At 69.4% G+C, this 25,330-nt stretch carries 24 protein-coding genes; 10 read left to right on the forward strand and 14 right to left on the reverse strand.

The annotated features are described in order from the left end of the window. Positions 1-14: 14 nt before the first annotated feature. The 3 genes from tlpA (at position 15) to MZTS_RS01665 (ending at position 2,341) form a co-directional block, all read left to right on the forward strand. Positions 15-656, forward strand: a complete 642-nt coding sequence (gene tlpA, locus MZTS_RS01655) for a thiol:disulfide interchange protein TlpA (RefSeq protein WP_009866209.1) — start codon at positions 15-17, stop codon at positions 654-656. A gap of 52 nt (positions 657-708) precedes the next feature. Then, the gene (gene nhaA, locus MZTS_RS01660; RefSeq protein ID WP_192280775.1) at positions 709-1,896 is read left to right on the forward strand and encodes a Na+/H+ antiporter NhaA; all 1,188 of its coding nucleotides are present in this window, start codon (positions 709-711) and stop codon (positions 1,894-1,896) included. 97 nt (positions 1,897-1,993) lie between these two features. Then, complete coding sequence (locus MZTS_RS01665) at positions 1,994-2,341, forward strand: hypothetical protein (protein WP_009866355.1); 348 nt, start codon at positions 1,994-1,996, stop codon at positions 2,339-2,341. A 120-nt stretch (positions 2,342-2,461) separates the two neighbouring features. Here MZTS_RS01665 and MZTS_RS01670 read toward each other — a convergent pair whose 3' ends face one another. Further along, a complete protein-coding gene (locus MZTS_RS01670; RefSeq protein ID WP_192280778.1) occupies positions 2,462-2,857 on the reverse strand; it encodes a PRC-barrel domain-containing protein in 396 nt (131 codons plus the stop codon). 101 nt (positions 2,858-2,958) lie between these two features. Between MZTS_RS01670 and mepA the strand changes: the two genes are divergently transcribed. Further along, positions 2,959-3,894 carry a penicillin-insensitive murein endopeptidase gene (gene mepA / locus MZTS_RS01675; protein WP_009866353.1) on the forward strand — a complete coding sequence of 312 codons (936 nt, stop codon included), beginning with the start codon at positions 2,959-2,961 and terminating at the stop codon, positions 3,892-3,894. 60 nt (positions 3,895-3,954) lie between these two features. Here the strand turns inward: mepA and MZTS_RS01680 are convergent, their stop codons facing one another. Both MZTS_RS01680 and msrA read right to left on the reverse strand, forming a co-directional pair. Then, entirely contained in the window at positions 3,955-4,464 is a 510-nt protein-coding gene (locus tag MZTS_RS01680; RefSeq protein ID WP_192280781.1) for a TIGR00645 family protein, read from the reverse strand. A gap of 79 nt (positions 4,465-4,543) precedes the next feature. After that, a complete protein-coding gene (msrA, locus tag MZTS_RS01685; protein ID WP_009866660.1) occupies positions 4,544-5,203 on the reverse strand; it encodes a peptide-methionine (S)-S-oxide reductase MsrA in 660 nt (219 codons plus the stop codon). Between the two features lie 155 nt (positions 5,204-5,358). On the opposite strand from msrA, the gene MZTS_RS25440 reads away from it, so the two are divergent. Beyond that, positions 5,359-6,435, forward strand: coding sequence for a PAS domain-containing protein (locus MZTS_RS25440; RefSeq protein ID WP_009866659.1), 1,077 nt, complete (start codon positions 5,359-5,361; stop codon positions 6,433-6,435). Between the two features lie 16 nt (positions 6,436-6,451). Here MZTS_RS25440 and MZTS_RS01695 read toward each other — a convergent pair whose 3' ends face one another. The 4 genes from MZTS_RS01695 to cpdR all read right to left on the reverse strand — a co-directional run bounded on the left by MZTS_RS01695 (position 6,452) and on the right by cpdR (position 8,538). Continuing rightward, positions 6,452-6,934, reverse strand: a complete 483-nt coding sequence (locus MZTS_RS01695) for a DUF1178 family protein (RefSeq protein WP_192280784.1) — start codon at positions 6,932-6,934, stop codon at positions 6,452-6,454. A gap of 20 nt (positions 6,935-6,954) precedes the next feature. Further along, entirely contained in the window at positions 6,955-7,800 is an 846-nt protein-coding gene (locus MZTS_RS01700) for a carbon-nitrogen hydrolase family protein (protein WP_192280787.1), read from the reverse strand. Next, a complete protein-coding gene (grxC, locus tag MZTS_RS01705) occupies positions 7,797-8,054 on the reverse strand; it encodes a glutaredoxin 3 (RefSeq protein WP_009863379.1) in 258 nt (85 codons plus the stop codon). Before grxC ends, MZTS_RS01700 begins: the two co-directional genes overlap by 4 nt. Before the next feature lie 127 nt (positions 8,055-8,181). Then, positions 8,182-8,538: a cell cycle two-component system response regulator CpdR gene (gene cpdR / locus MZTS_RS01710; protein ID WP_003603128.1), complete on the reverse strand. Its 357-nt coding sequence runs from the start codon at positions 8,536-8,538 to the stop codon at positions 8,182-8,184. Between the two features lie 226 nt (positions 8,539-8,764). On the opposite strand from cpdR, the gene MZTS_RS01715 reads away from it, so the two are divergent. Then, positions 8,765-9,661: an N-formylglutamate amidohydrolase gene (locus MZTS_RS01715; RefSeq protein ID WP_192280867.1), complete on the forward strand. Its 897-nt coding sequence runs from the start codon at positions 8,765-8,767 to the stop codon at positions 9,659-9,661. A 225-nt stretch (positions 9,662-9,886) separates the two neighbouring features. On the opposite strand, the gene galU is transcribed toward MZTS_RS01715, so the two are convergent. Further along, the gene (gene galU / locus MZTS_RS01720; protein WP_192280790.1) at positions 9,887-10,753 is read right to left on the reverse strand and encodes a UTP--glucose-1-phosphate uridylyltransferase GalU; all 867 of its coding nucleotides are present in this window, start codon (positions 10,751-10,753) and stop codon (positions 9,887-9,889) included. A gap of 251 nt (positions 10,754-11,004) precedes the next feature. Between galU and galE the strand changes: the two genes are divergently transcribed. The 3 genes from galE (at position 11,005) to MZTS_RS01735 (ending at position 14,727) form a co-directional block, all read left to right on the forward strand. Beyond that, positions 11,005-11,997, forward strand: a complete 993-nt coding sequence (gene galE / locus MZTS_RS01725; RefSeq protein WP_192280793.1) for a UDP-glucose 4-epimerase GalE — start codon at positions 11,005-11,007, stop codon at positions 11,995-11,997. Next, positions 11,994-13,199, forward strand: coding sequence for a lytic murein transglycosylase (locus tag MZTS_RS01730; protein WP_192280796.1), 1,206 nt, complete (start codon positions 11,994-11,996; stop codon positions 13,197-13,199). The genes galE and MZTS_RS01730 overlap by 4 nt, the downstream gene beginning before the upstream one ends. Positions 13,200-13,281: 82 nt before the next feature. Continuing rightward, positions 13,282-14,727: an SGNH/GDSL hydrolase family protein gene (locus MZTS_RS01735; RefSeq protein ID WP_192280798.1), complete on the forward strand. Its 1,446-nt coding sequence runs from the start codon at positions 13,282-13,284 to the stop codon at positions 14,725-14,727. 117 nt (positions 14,728-14,844) lie between these two features. On the opposite strand, the gene MZTS_RS01740 is transcribed toward MZTS_RS01735, so the two are convergent. Beyond that, complete coding sequence (locus tag MZTS_RS01740; RefSeq protein ID WP_009864274.1) at positions 14,845-15,504, reverse strand: response regulator transcription factor; 660 nt, start codon at positions 15,502-15,504, stop codon at positions 14,845-14,847. A gap of 8 nt (positions 15,505-15,512) precedes the next feature. Further along, entirely contained in the window at positions 15,513-16,853 is a 1,341-nt protein-coding gene (locus MZTS_RS01745) for a sensor histidine kinase (protein WP_192280800.1), read from the reverse strand. Positions 16,854-17,028: 175 nt separating this feature from the next. On the opposite strand from MZTS_RS01745, the gene MZTS_RS01750 reads away from it, so the two are divergent. Then, positions 17,029-17,973 (forward strand): MBL fold metallo-hydrolase, encoded by a 945-nt coding sequence (locus MZTS_RS01750; protein WP_009864094.1) that lies wholly within the window; start codon positions 17,029-17,031, stop codon positions 17,971-17,973. A gap of 65 nt (positions 17,974-18,038) precedes the next feature. Here MZTS_RS01750 and MZTS_RS01755 read toward each other — a convergent pair whose 3' ends face one another. The 4 genes from MZTS_RS01755 to gltB all read right to left on the reverse strand — a co-directional run bounded on the left by MZTS_RS01755 (position 18,039) and on the right by gltB (position 24,985). Then, positions 18,039-19,472 carry a glutamate synthase subunit beta gene (locus tag MZTS_RS01755; RefSeq protein ID WP_192280803.1) on the reverse strand — a complete coding sequence of 478 codons (1,434 nt, stop codon included), beginning with the start codon at positions 19,470-19,472 and terminating at the stop codon, positions 18,039-18,041. Positions 19,473-19,540: 68 nt separating this feature from the next. Further along, a complete protein-coding gene (locus tag MZTS_RS01760; protein WP_009862724.1) occupies positions 19,541-19,942 on the reverse strand; it encodes a type II toxin-antitoxin system VapC family toxin in 402 nt (133 codons plus the stop codon). 74 nt (positions 19,943-20,016) lie between these two features. After that, positions 20,017-20,253 carry an antitoxin gene (locus MZTS_RS01765; protein WP_192280805.1) on the reverse strand — a complete coding sequence of 79 codons (237 nt, stop codon included), beginning with the start codon at positions 20,251-20,253 and terminating at the stop codon, positions 20,017-20,019. A gap of 13 nt (positions 20,254-20,266) precedes the next feature. Beyond that, positions 20,267-24,985, reverse strand: a complete 4,719-nt coding sequence (gltB, locus tag MZTS_RS01770) for a glutamate synthase large subunit (protein ID WP_192280808.1) — start codon at positions 24,983-24,985, stop codon at positions 20,267-20,269. Positions 24,986-25,330 lie beyond the last annotated feature (345 nt).

The raw sequence follows: 25,330 nt of genomic DNA on the forward strand, positions 1-25,330 counted from the left end.
AACGAGGCTCGACCGTGAAGGCGACCCCGAAAACCATCGCCGCCTGCGGCGCCCTCGCCGCCATCCTCGTCGGCGGCCTCGCCCTATACGGGACGGGTCCGAACCTCGGCAACCTCGTCGCCTCCGGTCCCTGCGCCGAGGCCGCTCCCGTGGCGGCTCGCCTCGCGCCCCTGGCCCACGGCGATGTCGCCGCTTTCGACGCGTCGGCGGCCCCGCGCCCGGCCCCGGCGGTCACCTTCCGGGGGCCGGACGGGGCGTCCACCGATCTCGCGGCCATGGGCGGCAAACTGCTGCTGGTGAATCTGTGGGCGACGTGGTGCGCCCCCTGCAAGGCCGAGATGCCGGCCCTCGACCGGCTGCAGGCGGAACTCGGCGGCGAGGGCTTCCGGGTGGTGGCGATCAATGTCGAGACCCGCAATCTCGACAAGCCGCCGGCCTGGTTCAAGGCCAACGGCATCGCGCATCTGGCCTATTACGGCGATCCGGAGGGCAAGGTGCTGCCGGCCGTCCAATCCGCGGTCGGCTCCACCGGATTGCCCACCACGATGCTGATCGACGGCAAGGGCTGCACCCTGGGCGTGATGAAGGGGCCGGCCGAGTGGTCGAGCGAGGACGGCAAGACGCTGATTCGCGCCGCTCTGAGCAACGGCGCCTGACCCTGCGGGGTCGGCTTGCATCCGTGAAGCCGGCGGGGCAGTCGGTTGGCCCATGGATGCCTCGCCCCGTCCCGTCCTGCGACGCCCGCTCTCGGCGTTCCGCGGCCTGATCGCCAGCGAATCCGCCGGCGGCCTCGTGCTGATGGCGGCGGCCGCCGCCGCGCTCGCGGTGGCGAACTCGCCGCTGGCCGAGGCCTATGACCACCTGCTCCACATTCCCATCGGGCCGATGAGCCTGCTGCATTGGGTCAATGACGGCCTGATGGTGGTGTTCTTCTTGCTGGTCGGCCTCGAGATCAAGCGCGAGGCCCTCGACGGGCAGTTGCGGACATGGCCGGCGCGGGTGCTGCCCGGCCTTGCCGCCGGAGCCGGCATGGCCCTGCCGGCCCTGGTCTATCTCGCCTTCAATGCCGGGCAGGTCACCGCGAGAGGCTGGGCGATCCCCACCGCCACCGACATCGCCTTCGCCCTCGGCGTTCTGGCCCTTCTCGGCCCGCGGGTGCCGGTCTCGCTCAAGATCTTCCTCTCGGCGGTGGCCATCGTCGACGATCTCGGCGCGGTGGTCGTGATCGCGCTGTTCTATGCCGGGCAGATCGACGCGGTGATGCTCGGCTCCGCCGCCGGCCTGCTCGCCCTGCTCTTCGCCCTCAACCGCCTCGGCGTGCGGGCGCTGATGCCGTATCTTCTGGCCGGGCTCGTCCTCTGGTTTGTCGTGCTGCGCTCCGGCATCCACGCCACCGTGGCCGGTGTGCTGCTCGCCCTGTTCGTGCCGATCCGTCCGAGCCCGGGCCGACCGGAGGATGAAACCTCGCCGCTGCATCGGCTCGAACACGCGCTGCACCCCTGGGTGGCGTTCCTGATCGTGCCGGTCTTCGGCTTCGCCAATGCGGGGGTGACGCTGGTCGGCCTGCCGCCCTCCGCGCTCGTCGATCCGGTGACCCTCGGCGTGGTGCTCGGCCTGTTCCTCGGCAAGCAGGCCGGCATTTTCCTCAGCGTCCGCCTCGCCGTCGCCGCCGGTTTCGCCGCGCGGCCGGCGGGGGCGAGCTGGCCCCAGATCTACGGCGTCGCCCTGCTCTGCGGCATCGGCTTCACCATGAGCCTGTTCATCGGCGCCCTCGCCTTCGCCGACGGGCTGCACGGCACCGAGACCAAGCTCGGCGTTCTCGGCGGTTCGCTGCTCTCGGGACTGTTCGGCGCCGTGCTGCTCGCGCGCGCGTCGGGCCGGGGGCGGGCGACGTGACCGGGGCCGCCTTGCCTGGCTTCCGGCTACGGCCTAGTCACGGGGAGCAAGTAGGCGTCGCGGTGGCGGAGTGATCCGCTCCCGCGCGAGGGCGAACATGCTGCGAACCGTCTCCCGTTTTCTCGGACTGCCGTTCTTCAGCCGGGCGCTCGGGCTCGTGGTGATGGCGGCGGGCTTCGTCCAGCTCTGCTATGACGGCGCCCGCTCCATCGCCAATAACGGCTTTCGCTTCACCAGCTTGGCCGAATTGATCCAGGCCCTGCCCCAGGAGCGGCTCTCGGCGCTGGCCAAGACCATCCGCCAGACGGCGCCCTGGGCCGACACGGTGGTGCTGATGCCGCTCGGCCTCGTCCCGGCCGCCGTGTTCGGGCTCGGCCTGGGCGCCCTCCTGATCTGGCTCGGCCAGCCGCCGCGGGAGCCGATTGGCTTTTTGACGCGGCCGTGACGCACAGCATGTCTGCGCTTGGAGCCGTGCCCGATCACGTTGCCATCGGGCGCGGCTCTAAGCCCTTGCCTTGACGCGCTCTCTTTCGCCGAACCGGCGGCCACTTCGGCGGAGAGCGCCCTAGATCCCCCAATATGGCGCCGCGTTGTAGTAGCGGTGGACATGCTCCTCCCAGGCGCGATCGTCCTCCGGGTCGCCGCCCTCCGGCGAGCGGGCGGGGGCATCGCGCAGCTGTTCCTCGGTGATGTCGACGACATAGGCGTCGAGGTCGGTATCGTAGCGCAGCACGGCCCAGGGCAGCGTGTAGTATTCCTCGCCCATGCCGAGGAAGCCGCCGAAGCTCATCACCGCATAGGCGACGCGGCCCGAGCGCTTGTCGAGCATCAGCCGCTCGATGCGGCCGACCTTGTCGCCATCCGGCCGGCGCACCTCCGTGCCGATCACACGGTCGCTGGCGATCAGGCTGCGGGGCGAGGCTGCGGCATCGGCTGCCGCAACGGGAGAAACGGGATCCATGGCGATCACCCTGCAACGTTGTTACAGCTTGCCATAAAAAACGCCCACGCCGCCGGGCACGTTCCGGTCACCCCGTTTTCCTCTCGGACGAGCCGCCGCGCATGCCGCTGACCCGCCTGACCCTCTGCTCTTCCTGCGCCGTGCTTGCCCTTCCAGCGCTGCTCGGCTCGGCCGCGGCGCAGGACCGTGGCAGCGTCAACCCGAAGCCGCTGCCCCCGCTCGCCAACCCGAACGACCCCTCGACCCCGGCCAAGGCGTTGTTCGGCCGCGTCACCGCGCCGTCCAGCGGACCGGCCCGCCCCTTCGGCTCCTATGCCAAGGGCTGCTTCTCCGGCGGTGAGGCGCTGCCCCTCGACGGCGCGACCTGGCAGGTGATGCGCCCCTCGCGCAACCGGATGTGGGGCACGCCCCATCTCGTGGATTTCATCGAGCGCCTGGCCGCGCGGGCACCGCAGGCCGGATGGCCGGGGCTGCTCGTCGGCGACATGTCCCAGCCCCGGGGCGGGCCGATGCTCACCGGCCACGCCTCGCACCAGCTCGGCCTCGACGTGGATGTCTGGCTGACCCCGATGCCCGATCACCGCATGAGCCGGCAGGAGCGCGAGGAGACCTCCGCCACCGACATGGTGCGCTCCGACCGGCTCGACATCGACCCCGATGTCTGGACCCGCCAGCACACCGCCCTGATCCGCCTGACGGCCAAGCAGCCGGAGGTGGCGCGCATCTTCGTCAACGCGGCGATCAAGAAGGCCCTGTGCCGCGAGGCGGGCGGGGATCGCGGCTGGCTCACCAAGGTGCGCCCGATGTACGGGCACAATTACCATTACCATATCCGCCTCGCCTGCCCCGCCGGCGAGGGGTCCTGCGACGACCAAGCGCCTCCGCCCCCCGGCGATGGCTGCGGCTCGGAGCTCGATTACTGGTTCAGCGATGCGGTGCTGCACCCGCCCAAGCCCAAGAAGCCGCCGAAGCCGCGCCCGCCGATGACGCTGGCGGGATTGCCCGATGCCTGCCGGGCCGTGCTGCACGCGCGCTAGCCGCCGGGGTGTCATCGCCCGTTCCCGAAAGCCGGCCGCCGGCTTTCGGGGCGGGGGCCGTTACTTCTCGTGATGGCCGGCGGAAAGCCGGTCGGTCAGGGCCATCAGCAGGCCGGAGATCACGAAGACCATGTGGATGCCCACCAGCCAGCCGAGGTCGCGGTCGCTGTAGTTCTTCACGTCGAGGAACGACTTCAGCAGCTGGATCGCCGAGATCGCCACGATGGAGGAGATCAGCTTCAGCTTGAGGCCGCTGAAGTCGATGGTGCCCATCCAGGTGGGCCAGTCCTTGTGGTCGGTATGGTCGAACTTCGAGACGAAGTTTTCGTAGCCCGAGAAGATCACGATGATCAGCAGCGAGGCCGTGAAGGTCAGGTCGACCAGAGCGAGCACGCCGAGGATGGTCTGGGACTCGGTCGATTCCAGCGCGTGCGTGACCACGTGCCCGAGTTCCAGCAGCAGCCGGACCAGCAGGACGACGAGGGCGACCGTCAGCGCCGCGTAGAACGGCGCCAGCAGCCAGCGGCACGCGAACAGAAAGCGCTCGAAGGCGTGTTCCAACCTCGTCATCAATCCCGGTCCTCCGAAAGCGGCCGGGATTTGGCACGGGGGCGGCGGAGCCGCAAGACGGTCAAGCTCGGGCCCGCCCTCACTCCGCCGCGACACCGACCCCGACCGGGCATGACACGCCGGTGCCGCCGAGCCCACAATAGCCGCCGGGATTCTTGGCGAGGTATTGCTGATGGTACTCTTCCGCGAAGAAGAAGGTCTCGAGTGGCACGATCTCCGTCGTCACCGGCCCGTATCCCTTGGCGTCGAGCGCCCGCGCATAGGTGTCGCGCACGGCCCTTGCCGTCTGCGCCTGGGCCTCGCTCGTGGTGTAGATCCCGGAGCGGTACTGCGTGCCGACATCGTTGCCCTGGCGATAGCCCTGCGTCGGGTCGTGGCTCTCGAAGAACGTCTTGAGCACGGCCTCCAGCGGCAGCACGGCGGGATCGAAGGCAACGAGCACCACCTCGTTATGCCCGGTGCGCCCGGTGCAGACCTCCTCGTAGGTCGGGTTCGGGGTGTAGCCCCCGGCATAGCCCACCGCCGTGACGTGGATGCCTTGCGGCAATTGCCAGAACTTGCGCTCCGCCCCCCAGAAGCAACCGAGCCCGAGCACGACGGTCTCGATCCCCTCCGGATAGGGGCCCTTCAAGGGCTGCCCGTTGACGAAATGGCGTTCGGCGGTCGGCAGCGCCTCCGGCCGGCCGGGAAGGGCTTCGGACGGCGCCGGCATCTCCGGCCGCTTGCGGAACAGGAGCATGGCTTCTTCCCTTTACTGTCCGTCGAAACGGGGTGAGTGGCGGCGGGCGAACGATGTCGCGCCTCGCTCGCCCCTGATATGGTGATCGCCGCCTGCTTTGACGACGCGGCAGGTTGGGTTCGCGGCGACACACCGTGAGGGGCGATCGGGAGCGGATGGAGTCTGGAGAAGAGTGGCAGCTGACGGAACGGGTCTGGGCCGGGGCCCGGTCCGGCAAGGGCAATCCGTTTGCGGCGGCGGTCCGCGCCACGCGGATGGCGATGATCATCACCGATCCGAACCGACTCGATAACCCGATCGTCTATGCCAACGACGCCTTCCTCCGGCTGACCGGCTATACGCGCCTGGAGGTGACGGGCCGCAATTGCCGGTTCCTGCAGGGGCCCGACACCGATCTCGACGCGGTGGCGCGGATCCGTGCGGCGATCGCTTCCGAGCGTGATGTGCAGGTCGAACTTCTGAACTACCGCAAGGACGGCTCGACCTTCCACAACGCGGTATACATCAGTCCCGTCCATGACGAGGACGGCACGTTGCTGTTCTTCTTCGCCTCGCAGCTCGATGTGAGCGAGCGTCACGCCCTGGTCGAGGAGCGCGACCGCAGCCGGGCGACGCTTGAGACCAATGCCCTGTTGCTGCGCGAGATCGGCCACCGCGCCCGCAACGATCTCCAGATGATCTCGGCGATGCTGTCGCTCCAGAGCAGCAGCACAGCCGATCCTGCCGTCCGCGCGGCCCTGTCCGAGGCGATGGGGCGCGTCGAGGCCCTGGGCGCGCTCTACCGCGAGCCCGAGGAGGAGAGTGCGGGCCAGGGGTCGGCCTATGATTTCGGCCAACTGATCCGAACGGTCGCCGGAGCCCTGATCGAGGCCTCGGGCCGGGATGACATCGCCGTCGATCTCCATCTCATGCCGCTGCGGCTGCGGCCGAAGGCGGCGGGGCCGCTCGCCCTGATCCTCAACGAACTCGTCGCCGGCGTCATCAAGCACGCTTTCCCCGAGAGAGCCGGGCGATTGACCCTGCGCATCACCCGGGATGCGGATGCGGTCCTGGTCACGGTCGAGGATGATGGGGCCGAGGTCGGTGCCGGCGCATCGGCGGAGGGCTGCTTCGAGGCGACCCTGATCGACGCCCTGTGCCGCCAGATCGGCGGCACCCGCGAACGTCGAAGCCGGCCTTCCGGCGGCACCAAGGTCACGCTCCGGTTTCCGGCGGGGCGGATCGAGGCGTGACGCCGGCGAAGCCCGGTCAGTGCCGGTCGTCGGGGGCCGGCGGCAGCGGCATCACCGCGATGCCTTCTTCGGCCAGGGCCTTCGCCTCGTGCAAGCTCGCCTCGCCGTAGATCGGCCGGCCTTCCGCCTCGCCGTAATGGATCGCCCGCGCCTCGTCGGCGAAGCGGTCGCCGACATGCTCGGCGGTGGCGACGACATGCTCGCGCACGGCCCGTAACAGGGCCCGCAATTGTCGCTCCGGCTCCGCGATCGTCGGCAACGGGGCGGCCGGCTCCGGCCCCGATGCGCCCGCCGGGGCTTGCGCGGCCGGGATCGCGTCCCGCCGTCCGAGGTCGGTGCGTGCCACCGCCGGCGCCATTGGCGCCTTGGCGACCTTGGCCGAGTTGCAGATCGGGCAGGTCACGAGGCCGCGGGCCGATTGCTCGTCATAGGCCGAACCGGAGGGAAACCAGCTCTCGAACGTGTGGCCCGACGCGCAGGCGAGGGTAAAACGGATCATGAGAGGAAGATGGGGGGCGATCAGGCGCGGCGCACGGAAAAGCTGCGCGCATGGGACAGGGTGGGAATGCGCGCGCGCGCATCCGCCACCTTCGCGAGGTCGATTTCGGCGAGGATCACGCCCGGTCGGTCGCCGTCCGCCTCGGCCAGGATGCGGCCCCAGGGATCGACGATGAGGGAATGGCCGAAGGTCTCGCGCCCGTCCTCGTGCCGGCCGCCCTGCGCCGCCGAGATCATGAACGAGCCGGTTTCGATCGCCCGCGCCCGCTGCAGGATGTGCCAGTGCGCCTCGCCGGTCTGGCGGGTGAAGCAGGCCGGCGCGGTCATCACCGTGGCGCCCGCCTCCGCCAGGGCCCGGTAGAGGGCGGGGAAGCGGAGGTCGTAGCAGATCGTCAGGCCGAGGCTGGCAAGCGGCGTCTCGGCCACGACGGCGCAATCGCCCCGGGAATAGGTCGCCGATTCCCGCCAGCTCTCGCCGTTCGGCAGATCGACGTCGTAGAGGTGGAGCTTATCGTAGGAGGTCTGGATCTCGCCGGCGGCATCGATCAGGAAGGCGCGGTTGGCGATCTTCTCGCCGTCGCGGATCGCGAGCGAACCGATCTGCAGAACGATCTTTTCCGCCCGCGCCACCTCCCGGAGGGCAGCCAGCGTCGCATCGCTCTCCTGCGGGCCGACCTTCTCGAACAGGGCGGTCCGGTCGCGCTCGATCAGCGAGGTCGTCTCGGGAGTCTGCACATAGGCCGCTCCGGCGGCGGCGGCCTCGCGCACCGCCCTCAGCGCGTCCTCACGGTTGACCGCGGGGTCGCGGCCGCCGCGCATCTGCACGCAGGCGGCGACGAAGGGCTTCGGCGTCTGCGGCGCCGTCATGCCGCGAGCAGCGGGTCGAGCCCGCCGGCCCGGTCCAGGGCATAGAGGTCGTCGCAGCCGCCGACATGTTTGTCGCCGACGAAGATCTGCGGCACGGAGGTGCGCCCGCCCGCCCGCTGAACCATGGTCGCGCGGGCGCCGGCCGTCTTCTCGACGTCGATCTCGGTGAAGGTCACGCCCTTGTCGCGCAGCAGGGTCTTGGCTGCGGAGCAATAGGGGCACCAGGCCGTGGTGTAGATCGTGACCGGCTGCATGGGTCCGTCGCGCCCGAAAGGGGAAGAAGCGACGGATATAGGCGAGCCGCGCGGATCTTCCTACTGCGGCCAGGACACAGCGTGCGGCCGATGGCGCCGTCTCCGGCGCCCGGCCGTGCCGGCGCCGTCAGGCCGCCAGGAGCTTCTCGACCTCGTTGACGAGATCGCGCAGGTGGAACGGCTTGGACAGCACCTTCGCGTCCTTGGGGGCCTTGGAATCCGGGTTGAGCGCGACCGCGGCGAAGCCGGTGATGAACATCACCTTGATATCCGGGTCGAGTTCGGTGGCGCGGCGCGCCAGCTCGATCCCGTCCATCTCCGGCATGACGATGTCGGTCAGCAGGAGTTCGAAGGGCTCCTCGCGCAGGCGGTTATAGGCGGAGAGGCCGTTGTCGAACGACAGCACGTCATAGCCGGCGTTCTGCAGCGCCTTGGCCAGGAACCGGCGCATGTCGTTGTCGTCTTCGGCGAGCAGGATCTTCATCGAACGGCGTCCCGGTGCCCATGCGCTCTGTCATGCGCCCTGTGAGGTGTTCATTTCATAAAGCGGCGGGCTGGTAAACACGATGTTAACGGTTGCCCGTGCCGAGCCGCACGCGGCGGCGTGGCCCCTGCTGCGGCCTCTTGCGGCGCATGGTGGACAGGGCGGGCGGAGCGCCGCAAAGTGGCGGGATGTTTCCTCCGTGCCACGCTTCGGCCCCCGCGTCTCGATGAGCCACTCCCCCTCAGACGGTCCCGAGACGTTCGATCCACCCTTCGTCGTGGACGAGCCGGCGCAACACGCCATCCCCTTCGTCTTCAACGCCCCTCATTCCGGCGCCCATTACCCGGCCTCCTTCCTCGCCGCCTCGCGGCTCGACGCCCTGGCCTTGCGTCGCTCGGAGGACGCCCATGTCGACCGGCTGTTCGCTTCCGTGGTCGGGCTCGGCGCGCCGCTGATGCGGGCGAACTTTCCCCGGGCCTATCTCGACGTGAACCGCGAGCCCTACGAGCTCGATCCGCGCATGTTCCTGGGGCGCCTGCCCTCCTTCGCCAACACCCGGTCCATGCGGGTCGCCGGCGGCCTCGGCACGGTGCCGCGCATCGTGGCCGACGGTCAGGAGATCTACCGGGAGAAGCTGCCGGTCGAGGAGGCGGTGCGGCGCATCGAGACGCTCTACAAGCCGTATCACCGCACCCTGCGCGGCCTGATTCACCGCACCGCCCGCACCTTCGGCCGGGCTTTCCTGATCGATTGTCATTCGATGCCTTCGTCGAGCCTCGGCCGTGACGAGAGCGCCCAGGCCGATTTCGTGCTGGGTGACCGCTTCGGCGCTGCCTGCCTGCCCGCTCTCATGAGCGGAGCGGAGGAGCGCCTGCGGGCGCTGGGCTACAAGGTGGTGCGCAACAAGCCCTATGCCGGCGGCTTCATCACCGAGCATTACGGTGAGCCCGGATTGGGGAGGCACGCCCTCCAGATCGAGATCAACCGCGCGCTCTACATGAACGAGCAGTCGCTCGCCCTCACGGCGGGGTTTGCGAACTTGGCCGAGAACCTCGCGGCGGTGATCGCCGGCATTGCCGCCGAGATGGCCGACGCGGCACCCCTCCGCATCGCTGCGGAATAGGCGTTCTCGAACGGGCCGCTCAGGGGATCGGCCAAGAAAAAAGGCCGCCCCGAAGGACGGCCCGAAGTCTAGGGAGGAAACGCCCAAGAAGGGCTGCGGGACCGCGACGCCATCGCGATCTCGCAATGCACAAATCGCATCGCGCCGCACCATTTGCAAGGAAAATGATAACGTTTTCACATGCGCTCAGCGCATGGCTGCGACGGGTGTGTGCATGGAACCGCTTCAGGCCTCGCCGAGCAGGGTACGGATCTCCGCCTTCAGCGCCTCGGCCAGTTCGGGGCGCTGAAGGCCGTAGGCGATGTTGGCGGTGAGGAAGCCGATCTTCGAGCCGGTGTCGTAGGTGCGCCCGTCGAAGCGCATCCCGTAGAATTTCTGCTGCTCGGACAGGCGGATCATGGCGTCGGTGAGCTGGATCTCGCCCCCGGCGCCCTTCTCGCCCCGCTCGAGGATCGAGAAGATCTCGGGCTGGAGGATGTAGCGGCCGGAGATGATGAAGTTCGAAGGGGCGGTGCCCTGCTTCGGCTTCTCGACCATGCCGGTGATCTCGAAGGTCTGGCCGAAGGTCTCGCCGACGGCGACGATGCCGTATTGGTGGGTCTCCTCCGGCTTCACCTCCTCCACGGCGATGACGTTGCCGCCATGCTGCTCGTAGGCCTTGAGCATCTGCGCCATGCAGCCGCGGCTCAGCATGTCGGGCAGAAGCACGGCGAAGGGCTCGTCGCCGACGATCTCGCGGGCGCACCAGACCGCGTGGCCGAGGCCGAGGGGCGCCTGCTGGCGGGTGAAGCTGGTCTGTCCCGCCTGGGGCAGATCCTTCTTCAACTCTTCGTAGGCCGCCTGCTTCCCGCGCTCCTGCAGCATATGGTCGAGTTCGAACGCGATATCGAAATGGTCCTCGATCACTGCCTTGCCGCGGCCGGTCACGAAGATGAAGTGCTCGATGCCCGCCTCCCGGGCCTCATCGACGACATGCTGGACGACGGGGCGGTCCACGACGGTGAGCATCTCCTTGGGCACCGCCTTGGTCGCCGGCAGGAAGCGTGTGCCGAGGCCGGCGACGGGAAGGACGGCCTTACGAATTCGTTTCATGTGGCGGGACCCGTTTGTGGCGTGTGTCGACATGCGCCCTTATCGATGGACCTCAAATAGCACGCAGATGGCCAGCAACAGCCCCGCTTGGGTTTAATTGGCCGTTTTTCGTTATTCCAGATCGGTCAATGCCCCGAGGTTGCGGCGATGCGGCCGGCTGACGGTGGTGCGGCGAGTGATTTTTTGCGACAGCGAGCCTGCCTGAGGCATCGGCCGCCGGGCCAGCGGGGCGAAAGAGGGGGGAAAGGACGATGGCGGTTCTGGTCACGGGTGGCGCGGGCTATATCGGCAGCCACATGGTGCTGGCCCTGGTCGATGCCGGCCACGAGGAGGTCGTGGTGCTCGACGACCTCTCGACCGGTTTCGACTGGGCCCTGCCCCCGGAGGTGCGCCTCGTCGTCGGCGATGTCGCCGACCAAGCCCTCGTCACCGAGACCATCCTGCGCCACCGGATCGACGCGGTCGCGCATTTCGCCGCCCGGATCGTGGTGCCGGATTCGGTCGCCGATCCCCTCGGCTACTATCTCGCCAACACGGTCAAGACGCGGGCGCTGATCGAGACCGCGGCGCGCACAGGGGTGAAGCATTTCATCTTCTCCTCCACGGCGGCCGTCTACGGCGAGCCCACCGTGGTGCCGGTGCCCGAGACGCTGGAGACGAACCCGATCAACCCTTACGGCCGCTCGAAGCTGATGAGCGAGTGGATGCTCGCCGATGCGGCCGCCGCCCACGGCTTCAGCTACGGGATCTTACGCTACTTCAACGTGGCCGGGGCCGATCCGCGCGGGCGCACCGGCCAATCGACGCCCAATGCCACCCACCTGATCAAGGTCGCGACCCAGGCGGCCCTGGGTCAGCGCAGCCATCTCGAGGTGTTCGGCACCGATTACCCGACCCGTGACGGCTCCTGCCTGCGCGACTACATCCAAGTGTCGGATCTGGCGGAGGCCCATATGGTGGTGCTGAACCACCTGCGTGGCGGCGGAGAGAGCCTGACGCTCAATTGCGGCTACGGCCGGGGCTACTCGGTGCTGGAAGTGGTGGAGGTGGTCAAGCGCATCTCCGGCCGCGACTTCGAGGTGCGCCTCTCGCCCCGCCGCCCCGGCGATCCGGCCCAGATCATCGCCGGCGCCGACCGGATCCGAAACGAACTCGGCTGGGTGCCGAAACACGACGACCTCGATGCCATCGTCGCCCAGGCCTTCGCCTGGGAGGATTCCCTGGCGAAGCGGAACCGGCGGTGAGGGCAGCCCTCGCCGCCCTGGCGCTCGCCCTCTTCGCCACTCTCTTCGCCACTTTCTTCGCCGCCCTCGGCCCGGCGCGGGCGCAGGGCGACGACTTCGCCCGCTTCGTCGCGGGGGTGCGTGCCGATGCCGAGGCGCGCGGCGTCTCGCGCAAAACCGTCGAGGCGGCCTTCGCCGACGTCAGCGGCCCCGATAACGCCGTCATCGCCCGCACCCGCCGCCAGGGCGAGTTCAGCCGCCCGGTCTGGGATTACCTCGTCGGTGCGGTTTCGCCGGGTCGCATCGCCAGGGGGCAGGCGCAGGCCAAGCGGCTCTCCGCCACCCTCGCGGCCATCGAGGCGAAGACCGGCGTGCCGCGCTCGGTCGTGCTGGCCTTCTGGGGCGTCGAATCGGATTTCGGGGCGAGCGCCGGCTCCCTGCCGACCATCCGGTCGCTGGCGAGCCTCGCCTATGCCCGGCATCGCGGCAGCCTGTTTCGCGACGAGTTGCTCGCCGCCCTCCAGATCCTGGAGAACGGCGATATCGAGCCCGCGCGCATGGTCGGCTCCTGGGCCGGCGCCATGGGACAGGTGCAGTTCCTGCCCTCGGTCTACCTGCGGGAGGCGGTCGATTTCGACGGGGACGGCCGGCGCGACATCTGGCGTTCGGAAGCCGACGCCCTCGCCTCCATCGCCCATTACCTGCGCTCCCTCGGCTGGAAGCCCGGTTTGTCCTGGGGCTACGAGGTCCGCCTGCCCGCCGGCTTCGACCTGAGCCGCTATCGCGGGCGGCTCTCCGACTTCGCGGCGCGCGGCCTGCGCCGCACCGATGGCAAGCCCCTGCCCGCCGAGGGCGAGGCGAGCCTGTTCCTGCCGGGCGGGCTCGGCGCGCCGGTCTTCCTCATCACCGACAATTTCGAGGTGATCCGTGGCTACAACACCAGCGATTCCTACGCGTTGGCGGTCGGCCATCTCGCCGACCGTCTGGCGGGCGGGCCCGCCCTCGCCGCGCCCTGGCCGAACGGCGCGGCGCGCCTCGACGGTCCGGGCCTGAAGCGCCTTCAGGCCGGCCTCGCGGCGCAGGGGCTCTATGACGGCGAGCAGGACGGGCGCGCTGGCCCCAGGCTGCGCGAGGCCGTGCGGCAATACCAGATCCGCGAGGGGCTGCCCGCCGATGGCTATGCCCGGCCGTCTGTCCTGGAGCGATTGGAGGGGCGGCCTTAGACGCGCCGCCTTGCCTGCGTTATCCTGTGCCGACATCAGATCGGCTCAGTCCGCCTTCCCATTCCGCGTGAGGCTCTCCCGTATGGAACGCCGCCCGACCGGTCGCTGGGCGCTGTCGCGTCTTCCCGCGATCCTCGGCCTTCTCGCCTTCGCCATCCTCGGGCTCGCCGTAGCCTGCCTCACGGCGCCGCAGCCGGCGGCCGCGCAATGGGGCGACAGCTACGACGCGCCCTCGGCCGATCCCTATTATGCCCCTCCCCCGCGCCGCCGGGCGCGGCAGGGCTATGCCGACGAGTACGGCTACGGCCGGGCGCCGGCCCGCAGGGCCGCGCCGCCTCCGCCGCAAGAGGCGCCGCGCCAGTTCTACTGGCCCTGGGAGGACCAGCCCCGCGCCCAGCCCGCGCCGCCGCAGCAGGCGCCCCCCGGTTATGCCCGGCCGCCGCGCCAGCGCGCACCCGCGACGGCCGGACGCTCTGACGAGGAGCGGGCGGCGCGCCGACGCCGGCCGAGCCCGGCGCCGACCGTCGCGCCATCCAAGCCCAAGGTGACGAAGACGGCACCCACGACCCAGGTCGCGGTGTTCGGTGATTCACTGGCGAGCTACCTCGCCAAAGGCATCGACGAGGCTTTCACCGACAATGCCGATGTCGCGGTGCTCGACCGCTCGAAGAACGACAGCGGGCTCGTGCGCAAGGATCTGGTCGATTGGGCCAAGAGCGCCGAGGAGGCCCTCAAGGCGACACCCAACCTGTCCTATGCCCTGATGATGGTCGGCGTGAACGACCGGCAGGCGATCCGTGACGGCGACCAGACCTACGAGGCGCTGTCCGACAAGTGGCGCGAACTCTACGCCGCCCGGGTCGATGCTGTCGTGAAGGTCTTCGCCGACCGCAAGATCCCGTTGATCTGGGTTGGCCTGCCGCCGGTGCGCAGCGAGACGTTGAGCCGCGATTTCGCGGCGATCAACGACCTCGTGCGCGAGCGGGTGCAGAGGGCCGGCCAATCCTTTGTCGATGTCTGGCCGGGCTTCGTCGACGACCGCAACCGCTTCACCGTCTCGGGGCCCGACGTGGACGGCCAGGAGGCGCGGCTGCGGACTTCGGACGGCATCCACTTCACCGCCGCCGGCTCCCGCAAGGTCGCCCATTTCGCCGATGTCGAGCTGAAGCGTCTGTTGGGCGAGAAGGGCGGCCTGCCCTCCGAACAGCCCGCCGCCGCCGTCGCGGCGACGCCGAGCGAGGGCGGCGCGGGTTTGGGCAGCGACGACACGGCGGCCATCGACCGCAAGATCACCGCGATGCTGCCGAGCCTGCCCGAACCGCCGGGCATCCCCAGCCTGCCGGTCAAGCCGGCGGCGGGGCCGGTGGTGCCCCTCGGCCGCCCCGAGATCTCACCCGGCGGCACCCTGCTCACCGGCCGCCCGCACGAGGGCGACGCCACCGGCACCCGCGAACGCAGCCTCCAGCGCGGCGCCGCCCCCCTGCCCCAGCCGGGCCGGGCGGACGATTTCCGTTGGCCGCCGGGATGAGTTGGGATGAGTTGTTGCGGGAGGCGCGAGGAGCGGACGTGTCAACGATGACGGTCCATCGCCGGCATTCCCGCCGATCTCCTCGGTCCCCCGCCCATCGGGAAGACGTCGGGCGGTTCAATCCTCCGTGGATGGCGGGCCGGGCGGAGACGCCACGAGCCCGGCGCCGACGGCGATCCAGACCAGATGGGCGTCCGTGCGGGCGCCGAGCTTGGTCCGGATCAGCGAGAGATTGTTCTGAACCGTCTTGAGGCTGAGACACAGCGCCTCGGCGACCGCCTGCGCCGTCGCGCCTGCGGCCGTCATGCCGAGGATCTCGACCTCGCGTGGGCTGAGCTCGTCGAGGGCGCTCCGCCCGCCGGCCACCTCGTCCTGCGCAATCGCCAGGGCGATGTCGGGGCTCATGGCGCGCTCCCCGCACAGGACGCCCGCGACGGCCGTCAGCAGGGCCCGCGGCGGGCTGGCCTTGCTGACATAGCCGCTCGCGCCCGCGGCGAAGGCTTGGCGCGCGCTGGCGGCCCCGGTGCGCATGCTGAACACGAGGATGCGGGCCGCGTCGTCCCATTGCCGGATATGCCGGATCGCCTCGATGCCGCTCGGCCCCGGCAGCGACAGGTCGAGGATCACGAGGTCCGGCGCTTGTGCCTTGTAGAGGCGGTAGGCCTCCGCTGCGGTTTCGGCCTCCGCCACGACGGTGAAGCCCGGCTGCCGTTCGAGCAGGCGGCGGTAGCCTTCGCGCACGACGGGATGGTCGTCGACGAGGAGGATCGTCGGCATCGCTCGCCTCAGCAGCGGATGGGAACGGTGGCGCAGGCGCGGATGCCATTGCCGTTTCCGGTGAGCGACAGGTCGCCACCGAGCACCGCGAGCCGCGCCCGGATACCGGGAAGGCCACGGCCCGCCCCACCGACGATGCTGGCGGCCTCGCCTCCGCCGTCGTCGTCCACGATCAGCATCACCGGCCGCTCGCCGGCATCGCTTCGCCGCAGACGCAGGAAGATCCGGCTCGGCTGACCGTGCCGCAGGGCATTGGTCAGGAGCTCCTGCGCGATCCGGTAGAGGCTCGCGGCGGCTTGCGCCGACAGGCCGGTCAGATCGCCCGTTACGTCGAGATGCAGGCTTGGGCCGGTCCGCAGCCGTCCCTGCAAATCGGAGACGAGCCCGCGCAGGCCCTCGCCCAGGCCGGTCCCGGAGAGATCGGGCAATGCGAGCTGGGTCAGGGCGCCGCGCAGACTTTCGCGCATGGCCCCGATGACGGTCTCGATGCCGGCGGCGTCGGCACGCAGGTCGTCGCGGTCCTCGGGGGCGCCCGCCTCGATGGCCGCCGCGAGCGCGCCTGCCGCGGCGAGGCATTGGCCGAAGGCGTCGTGCAGGTCGCGGGCAAGGCTCTGGCGCTCCTCTTCCTGCACCTGAACCAGCCGCCGCATCAAGGCCATACGCTCACTCTCGGCGCGGGTCAGGCGCTCCGCCAGGGCGTTGAAGGCGGTGGCGATCCGGTCGAACTCCACGGCCCTGAAGCGCGGCAGAGGCGGAGGGGAGCGGCCGGCATCGCAGCCGTCGAGGCCGTGGACGATCCGGCTCGCCGGCGCGACGAGGCGGGCGGCGGAGAGCCAGCCGAGGAGCGCGGTGGTGCCGGCGAGCGACAGGGCGAGGCCGCTCGCGAAGTGCATCTGCCGCCACGCGCGGCCCGCGGCGGCGGCGGGATCGGGCCAGGCCGCGACGCTGCCGAGGCGGCGCCCGCGATAGACGATCTCCCGGATCACCGGCTCGCCGCCGGCCCCCGCCGCCAGGGCGCCCGTGATCCAGGCCGGTGCTGTGCCGAGACCGTCCCAGTCGCCGCAGAGCCGGCGCGGGGTCTCGGCGCCGAGGCGGATCTCGGTGCAGATGCCCGGGAGGATCATCAGGACGGTCGGCTCGGCCTGCGGCTCGCTGAGCGGCAACGCTACGGGCCCGACACTGCCGAGCCCCGGCTGCCGGGAGAGCTGGGCCGCGATCCGATCCGCCGAGACCGCGGCCTCCTCGCGCAGACCGGTGCGGGTCTCCCGGACGGTCCAGACGACGGCGCCCGACAGACAGAGCAGCGTGACGATCAGAAGGCGCAGGGCGAGGTGCGCGGGCAGGCTCATCGGGGTCACCGGTCGTGGGTCGAGCCCGAAATTGGCACCGGCAGCCGTCCGAAGCGCAAGGGATGCAAGGCACGCTCGGGAAAAATGCCCGTGCGACAGCGGGTGTCCTTCCCTGGGCGGCCGCGAGGAAGCCCGCCAGGATCCCGATCCCCCGTGAATTCAGGACCTGCCGTCGATGTCCTTCCTGCCCTCCCGCCGATCCGTGCTCGCTGCGGGTGCGTGCCTGCCGTTCCTGAGAATCGCCGGTGCGAAGGCAATCCCCTCCTCCGCCTATCGCGTCGGCGCCTATACCGTCACGCCGCTGCGCGACGGTCTGTTTCCGCTTCAGCCCAGCATGATTCCGGCTGCCGACAACGAAGCCGGGAGGGTCCTGCTCACGCGCGCCGGCCTTCCGCCGGGCGGTCCCTCACCGGAGCCTGTCAACGCATTCCTGATCCGGCGCGATGAGCGGTTCTGGCTGCTCGATGCCGGCTGCGGAACGGTTCTGGGACCGGGCTTCGACCGGGTGACAACGGCACTCCGAGCGGAGGGCGTGAGTCCCGATCAGATCGGCACCGTCTGGCTGACCCATCTCCATGCGGATCACGCGGGCGGCCTGCTCACGCAGGACGGTCGCGCCCGCTTCTCCGATGCGGAGGTGGTGCTTCAGGAGCGAGAAGTCGCCTACTGGTCGGATGCCGGGGCGCGTGCCCGGGCGCCGGCGGCGATGACGCCGTTCTTCGACACCGCGCAGGCGGTGCTGGCGGCTTATGCCGGCCGGACACGCCGCGTCACCGGCCAAGCCCAACTCGCGCCCGGCATCTCCTTCCTTCCCCTGCCGGGACATACGCCCGGCCATGCGGGCCTGCTGATCGAGGACGGATCGGAGCGGCTGCTGATCTGGGGCGACATCATCCACTCCCGCGTGCTGCAGATGCCGCACCCGGATTGGACCGTGATCTGGGATGCCGATCCGGCGGAGGCGGTCGCCACCCGTCGGCACATTCTCGACCGGGCTGCCGTCGAGGGGCTCGATGTGGCCGGCATGCATCTTTCGTCCCGCGGCCGGATCATCCGCGACGGATCGAGCTACCGGTGGGAGGGGCGTGAGGTCACAGGAGCCGACAGCCCGCCCCGGTGAGGCGCAGCAAAAAGGGCCATCCCCTTTCGGCGATGGCCCCATGAACGTTCGATAGGACGCGGGGCTTACCGCGGCAGCACGGTCGAGCCCATCAGCGCCTCGTCGATCGCGCGCGCGGCCTGACGGCCCTCGCGGATCGCCCAGACCACCAGGGACTGGCCCCGGCGCATGTCGCCGGCGGCGTAGATCTTCGGATTGGAGGTCAGGTAGGTCTGATCGTCGGCGACGACGTTGCTGCGCTTGTCCACCGCCACACCCGACTCGTCGAGCAGGCCCTTGCGCACGGAGCCGGCGAAGCCGATCGCCATGAACACGAGGTCGGCCGGCAGCACGAACTCGCTGCCCTCGATCGGCTGGCGCTTCTCGTCGACGCGGGCGCAGACCACGCCGGTGAGCCGGCCCTTGCTGTTGCCTTCGAGCCGAAGGGTGGCGGCCTGGAACTCGCGCTCGGCGCCCTCCGCCTGGCTCGACGAGGTGCGCATCTTGGTCGGCCAATACGGCCACACCGTCAGCTTGTCCTCCCGCTCCGGCGGACGGGGGCGGATGTCGAGCTGGGTGACCGAGAGCGCGCCCTGGCGGAAGGCGGTGCCGACGCAGTCGGACGCCGTGTCGCCGCCGCCGATGACGACGACGTTCTTGCCGGCGGCCAGGATCGGCAGTTCACCGTTGCCCGGCATCGGCTCCGCGCCGACCCGGCGGTTCGACTGCACCAGATAGGGCATGGCGTAATGCACGCCGTCGAGCTCCTGGCCCGGAAGCTGCGGGTTGCGCGGTTCCTCGGCGCCGCCGCAGAACAGCACGGCGTCGAACTGGCTGGTCAGCTCTTCGAGCGGGACGTTGACCCCGACATGGGACTTGTAGTGGAAGACCACGCCCTCGGCTTCCATCTGCTTCACGCGCCGGTCGATATGGCGCTTCTCCATCTTGAAGTCGGGGATGCCGTAGCGCAGCAGGCCGCCGGCCTTCGGCTCGCGCTCATAGACATGCACGTCGTGGCCGACGCGGGCGAGCTGCTGGGCCGCGGCCATGCCGGCCGGGCCGGAGCCGATCACCGCCACGCGCTTGCCGGTGCGGGTCGCCGACGGCTCGGGCTTGACCCAGCCCATGTTCCAGGCGCGATCCGCGATGGCCTGCTCGATCGTCTTGATGGCGACCGGCTGGTTCTCGAGGTTCAGCGTGCAGGCCTCCTCGCAGGGCGCGGGGCAGACGCGGCCGGTGAATTCCGGGAAGTTGTTGGTGGAGTGGAGGTTGCGCGAGGCCTCCTCCCAATCCGACTGGAACACGAGGTCGTTCCAGTCCGGGATCTGGTTGTGGACCGGGCAGCCGGTCGGCCCATGGCAGAACGGAATGCCGCAATCCATGCAGCGCGCGGCCTGCTTGGAGAGGTCGTGCTCGTCGAGCGGCAGCGTGAACTCGCGGAAGTGCCGCACGCGGTCGGCGGCGAGCTGATACTTCTGCTCCTGCCGGTCGTATTCGAGGAACCCTGTGACCTTGCCCATCGATCAGTCCAATCGCGCCGCTTTGCCTGTCGCGAGGAGCGTCCGTCGCACCGTGTAGAATCGATCGATCAGGGCCGCAGCCAGTTCTCGATCGTCAGACCGGTGATCCGTTCGAACTCCCTCGTGTTGTCCGTCACCAGAACGCTGCCGTCCGCCAGCGCCTGAGCCCCTATGAGCAGATCGTTCGCACCGATCGGCGTCCCGGCCCGCTCGAGTCCGGAACGCAGTTCCGCGTAAGCCCGGTCGAACGGCTCGCGCCAAGCTTCGATCGGGATCGCTCCGAGTACCGCCTCGATCTGCCGAGACAGCCGCTCCGAGCCCTTTCGGGTGGCACCGTAGCGAAGTTCGGCCGCGACGATGACATTCGTATAAAGACGCGCCTCGCCGACGCGTCCGATCCGTTCGGCCACCGGCCCTCTCGGCGAGCGGACGAGCGCCGAAAGGATGTTGGTGTCGAGCAGATACCGCATTCACAGCGCCCCGCGAAACTCACCACCACCGACCGCGCTCACACGGGGCGCGACGGGAGTTTCGTTGGAGGCGCTCACAGCCGGACATCGTCCGGCGGTCCATCCTCGATCTCCGGCCAATCCTCATCGAGATCGTCGAGGGTGCCGAGAACGGCGAGGAGCGACGGTACGGCGACGGGCTCGACGATGAGACGATCACCGTCCGTGCGGAGGATCGCCTCGTCCCCGCCCAGCATGAAGCCGGGTGGGATGTCGAGCCTCTGTCCGCCCGCTGTCCGGACGAGGCGCACTCGCGTCGTCGGCTCGGCCATCGCGCCCGTCTCCCTACTCCGCCGCCACCGGCATCCGCGCCATTTCCATCTCGCGCAGGGCCCGGCGGTACTCGACCGGCATCACCTTGACGAACTTGGTGCGGTAGCCCGCCCAATCGTCGAGGATCTGCTTGGCCTTCGGCGAGCCGGTATACTTGAGATGGTTGGTGAGAAGCTGCGACAGCCGCTCCTCGTCGTGACCCGACATGTCCGCCAGGATGTCGACCCGGCCCTTGGTCTCCAGGTCGCCGTCCTGGTGGAAGCGGCGCATGATGTCGTCCTCTTCCTCCACCGGCTCCAGATCGACCATCGACAGGTTGCAGCGGTCGCGGAACGAGCCGTCCTCGTCGAGCACGTAGGCGATGCCGCCGGACATGCCCGCCGCGAAGTTGCGGCCGGTGACGCCGATGGAGACCACGACGCCGCCGGTCATGTACTCGCAGCCATGGTCGCCCATGCCCTCGACCACGGTGATGGCGCCGGAGTTGCGGACGGCGAAGCGCTCACCGGCCGCGCCGCGGATGTAGCACTCGCCCGCGATCGCCCCGTAGAGCACGGTGTTGCCGGCCATGATCGTATGGGCGGAGGTCGCCTTCAGCGCCTCGCTCGGACGAATGATCAGCTTGCCGCCCGAGAGGCCCTTGCCGACATAGTCGTTGCCGTGGCCGGTCAGGTCGAGGGTCACGCCCGCCGCGAGCCATGCGCCGAAGCTCTGGCCGGCGGTGCCGTTGAGCTTCACCACGATGGTGTCGTCGGGCAGGCCGTCATGGCCGTGCTTCTTCGCCACCGCGCCCGAGAGCATGGCGCCCGCCGCGCGATCCGAATTGCGGATCACGTCGGTGAGCACGACCGCCTCGCCGGTCTCGATGGCGTTCTGGGCCCCCGCGATCAGGCGGCGGTCGAGCACCGTATCGATGGGGTGGTGCTGCGTCTCGACATGGCGGATCGCCACCTCCGACCCGACATCGGGACGGTGAAACAGCTTCGAGAAGTCGAGCCCACGGGCCTTCCAGTGCTCGATCGCCTCGCGCTTGTCGAGGAGATCGGAGCGACCGATCAGGTCTTCGAGCTTGGTGAAGCCCATCGCCGCCATCAGCTCCCGCAGCTCTTCGGCCACGAAGAAGAAGTAGTTGATGACGTGCTCAGGGGTGCCCTTGAAGCGCTTGCGCAGCACCGGGTCCTGGGTGGCGACACCCACGGGGCAGGTGTTGAGGTGGCACTTGCGCATCATGATGCAGCCGGCCGCGATCAGCGGCGCGGTCGAGAAGCCGATCTGATCGGCCCCGAGCAGCACCGCGATCATCACGTCCTTGCCGGTGCGGATGCCGCCATCGGCCTGGAGCGCGACGCGGCCGCGCAGGCCGTTCATCACCAGGGTCTGCTGGGTCTCGGCGAGGCCGGTCTCCCACGGGCCGCCGGCATGCTTGATCGAGGTCAGCGGGGCCGCGCCCGTGCCGCCGTCGAAGCCGGAGATGGTGATGTGGTCGGCGCGCGCCTTGGCGACGCCGGCGGCGACCGTGCCGACGCCGACCTCGGAGACCAGCTTGACCGAGATGTCGGCCGCCGGGTTCACGTTCTTCAGGTCGAAGATCAGCTGGGCCAGATCCTCGATCGAGTAGATGTCGTGGTGCGGCGGCGGCGAGATCAGGCCGACGCCCGGCGTGGCGTAGCGGACCTTGGCGATCTTGGCGTCGACCTTGTGGCCGGGCAGCTGGCCGCCCTCGCCGGGCTTGGCGCCCTGCGAGACCTTGATCTGGATCATGTCGCCGTTGACGAGATACTCGGTGGTGACACCGAAGCGGCCCGAGGCGACCTGCTTGATGGCGGAGCGGCGCGAGCGCCCGTCCGGCCCCGGCACGAACCGGCGCGGCTCCTCGCCGCCCTCGCCCGAGTTGGAGCGACCGCCGAACGAGTTCATCGCGATGGCGAGCGTCTCGTGCGCCTCCTTCGAGATCGACCCGTAGGACATCGCGCCGGTGGCGAAGCGCTTGACGATCTCGGAGGCCGGCTCGACCTCGGCGAGATCGACCGGCCGACGGCCGAGTTCCTCCGCCCCCTTGATGCGGAACAGGCCGCGCAGGGTCTTGAGGTGGTTCTCCTGCTCGTTCACCAGCCGGGCATATTCGCGGTAGCGCTCGGCCGCGCCGAGGCGCACCGCGTGCTGCAGCGTGGCCACCGTGTCCGGCGTCCAGGTGTGGGTCTCGCCGCGCAGGCGGTAGGCGTACTCGCCGCCGACATCGAGGGCGTTGCGGTAGATCGGCGCGTCGCCGAAGGCGTCGCGGTGGCGCAGGGCCGTCTCCTGCGCGACCTCGGCCATGCCGATGCCCTCGATGGTGGTCGCCGTGCCGAAGAAGTCCCGCGCCACGAAGTCGGAGTTGAGGCCGATCGCGTCGAAGATCTGCGCGCCGCAATAGGACTGGTAGGTCGAGATGCCCATCTTGGACATGACCTTCAGCAGGCCCTTATCGATCGACTTGATGTAACGGGAGATGATCTCGTCGTCGGTCAGGTCCGGCGGGAACTCGTCCTTCATCGCGATCAGCGTCTCGAAGGCGAGATAGGGGTTCACGGCTTCGGCGCCGTAGCCGGCCAGACACGCGAAGTGATGCACCTCGCGCGGCTCGCCCGACTCGACCACGAGGCCGACCGAGGTGCGCAGGCCCTTGCGGATCAGGTAGTTGTGCACCGACGCGGTGGCGAGCAGCGCCGGGATCGGGATGCGGTCCGGCCCCACCATCCGGTCGGACAGGATGATGATGTTGTAGCCGCCGCGCACCGCGACCTCGGCCCGGTCGCACAGGCGATCGAGCGCGCCCTCCATCGCCGCCGCGCCAGTTTCGGCGGGGTAGGTGATGTCGAGGGTCTTGGTGTCGAAGCGATCCTCGAAATGCGAGATCGAGCGGATCTTCTCCAGGTCGCCGTTGGTGAGGATCGGCTGGCGCACCTCGAGCCGCTTGCGGCGCGAGGCCCCTTCCATGTCGAGCAGGTTCGGACGCGGCCCGATGAACGAGACGAGGCTCATCACGGCCTCCTCGCGGATCGGGTCGATCGGCGGGTTGGTGACCTGCGCGAAGTTCTGCTTGAAATAGGTGTAGAGCAGCTTCGGCTTGTCGGAGAGCGCCGAGAGCGGCGTATCCGAGCCCATGGAGCCGACGGCCTCCTGGCCGGTCACGGCCATCGGAGCCATGAGCAGCTTCAGGTCTTCCTGGGTGTAGCCGAAGGCCTGCTGGCGATCGAGCAGGGACACGTCCGTGCGCGAGGCCCGCGGCTGGATCGGGTGCAGCTCCTCCAGCACGATCTGGGTGTTCCTCACCCACTCGGAATAGGGATGCGCGCCGGCCAGCTCGCCCTTGATCTCCTCGTCGGAGACGATGCGGCCCTTCTCCAGGTCGATCAGCAGCATCCGGCCCGGCTGCAGGCGCCAGGACTGGACGATCTTCTCGTCCGGGATCGGCAGCACCCCCATCTCGGAGGCGAGCACGACGAGGCCGTCATCGGTGACGATGTAGCGGGCCGGCCGCAGGCCGTTGCGGTCCAGCGTCGCGCCGATCTGGCGGCCATCGGTGAAGGCAACGGCGGCCGGGCCGTCCCACGGCTCCATCAGGGCGGCGTGGTACTCGTAGAAGGCGCGCCGCTCCTCGCTCATCAGCGGGTTGCCGGCCCAGGCCTCCGGGATCAGCATCATCATCGCATGGGCGAGCGAGTAGCCGCCCTGGACGAGGAATTCGAGGGCGTTGTCGAAGCAGGCGGTGTCGGACTGGCCCTCGTAGGAGATCGGCCAGAGCTTCGAGATGTCGTTGCCGAACAGCTCGGAATCGACGCTGGCCTGGCGCGCGGCCATCCAGTTCACGTTGCCGCGCAGCGTGTTGATCTCGCCGTTATGCGCCACCATCCGGTAGGGGTGCGACAGGCGCCAAGTCGGGAAGGTGTTGGTGGCGAAGCGCTGGTGGACGAGGGCCAGCGCCGAGACGTAGCGCGGATCCTTCAGGTCGAGATAGTAGTGGCCGAGCTGGTGCACGAGCACCATGCCCTTGTACACCACGGTCCGGCTCGACACGGAGACGGGATAGAACTCCATCAGACGCTGGTCGCCCGAACCGTAGACCTTGGTCGAGATCACCTTGCGGGCGATGTAGACGCGCCGCTCGAAGGCGTCCTGGTCGGAGACACTGGCCGGGCGGCCGATGAAGAGCTGCTGGTGGTGCGGCTCGGTTTCCTTCACCGCCTTGCCGAGATCGGTGGAATCCACCGGCACGTCGCGCCAGCCGAGCAGGGGCAGGCCCTCGTCGGCGAGGGTCTTCTCGACGATGTCCTTGATGATGCCGCGCGCTTCGGGATCCTTCGGCAGGAAGAACTGGCCGATGGCGTATTCGCCGGCCGGCGGCAGCTCGAAGCCGAGGCGCGAGCATTCCTCGGCGAAGAAGCCGTGCGGGATCTGGGTGAGAATGCCGCAACCGTCGCCCATGGTCGGGTCGGCACCGACCGCGCCACGGTGGTCGATGTTCTCCAGGATCTTGAGACCCTGCTCGACGATGGTGTGGCTGCGCCGGTCGTGCATGTCCGCGACGAAGCCGACACCGCAGGCGTCGCGCTCGTGGGCGGGATTGTAGACGCCCTGCGCCCCCGGCAAGGCGGGATCGCGCAGGATCAGCGGCGTCGCGCCGACACGCGACGGGGCGATGGTCTCGCCGCTCGCCACCGGCACCGACAGTTCAGACGGGATTTCACGCATCGTCCGCACATCTCCGACCCTGCCCGCACGCGAGCATGTTTCGTGCCCGCACACCATCGGTGTCCGGGCCGCCGCCTTCTTTATACCGAGTCGGGTCTGGTCGGGTGCTTCCTGCCGGAATCGCCCGCCAACCCGCGGGCTGAAACCCCGGCTTGCTCAGCCGGCGCTCGCCCGGATCGCCTTGGCGGTCACCGGTTTATCAGCTCGTTCGGACGTCACGTCGATCACGTGAGGAATCCCCAAAGCTCGCCCGACGGCCAAGCGCGACAAATGGGACAGTCTTGCTGTCCTATAGGAGGACGTTGCCAGATTTCAGCCATTCCAGCAAGGGGGCGGATTAAGCCA

This window comes from Methylorubrum zatmanii (assembly GCF_014845115.1).
In the GTDB taxonomy this organism is placed as follows: domain Bacteria; phylum Pseudomonadota; class Alphaproteobacteria; order Rhizobiales; family Beijerinckiaceae; genus Methylobacterium; species Methylobacterium zatmanii.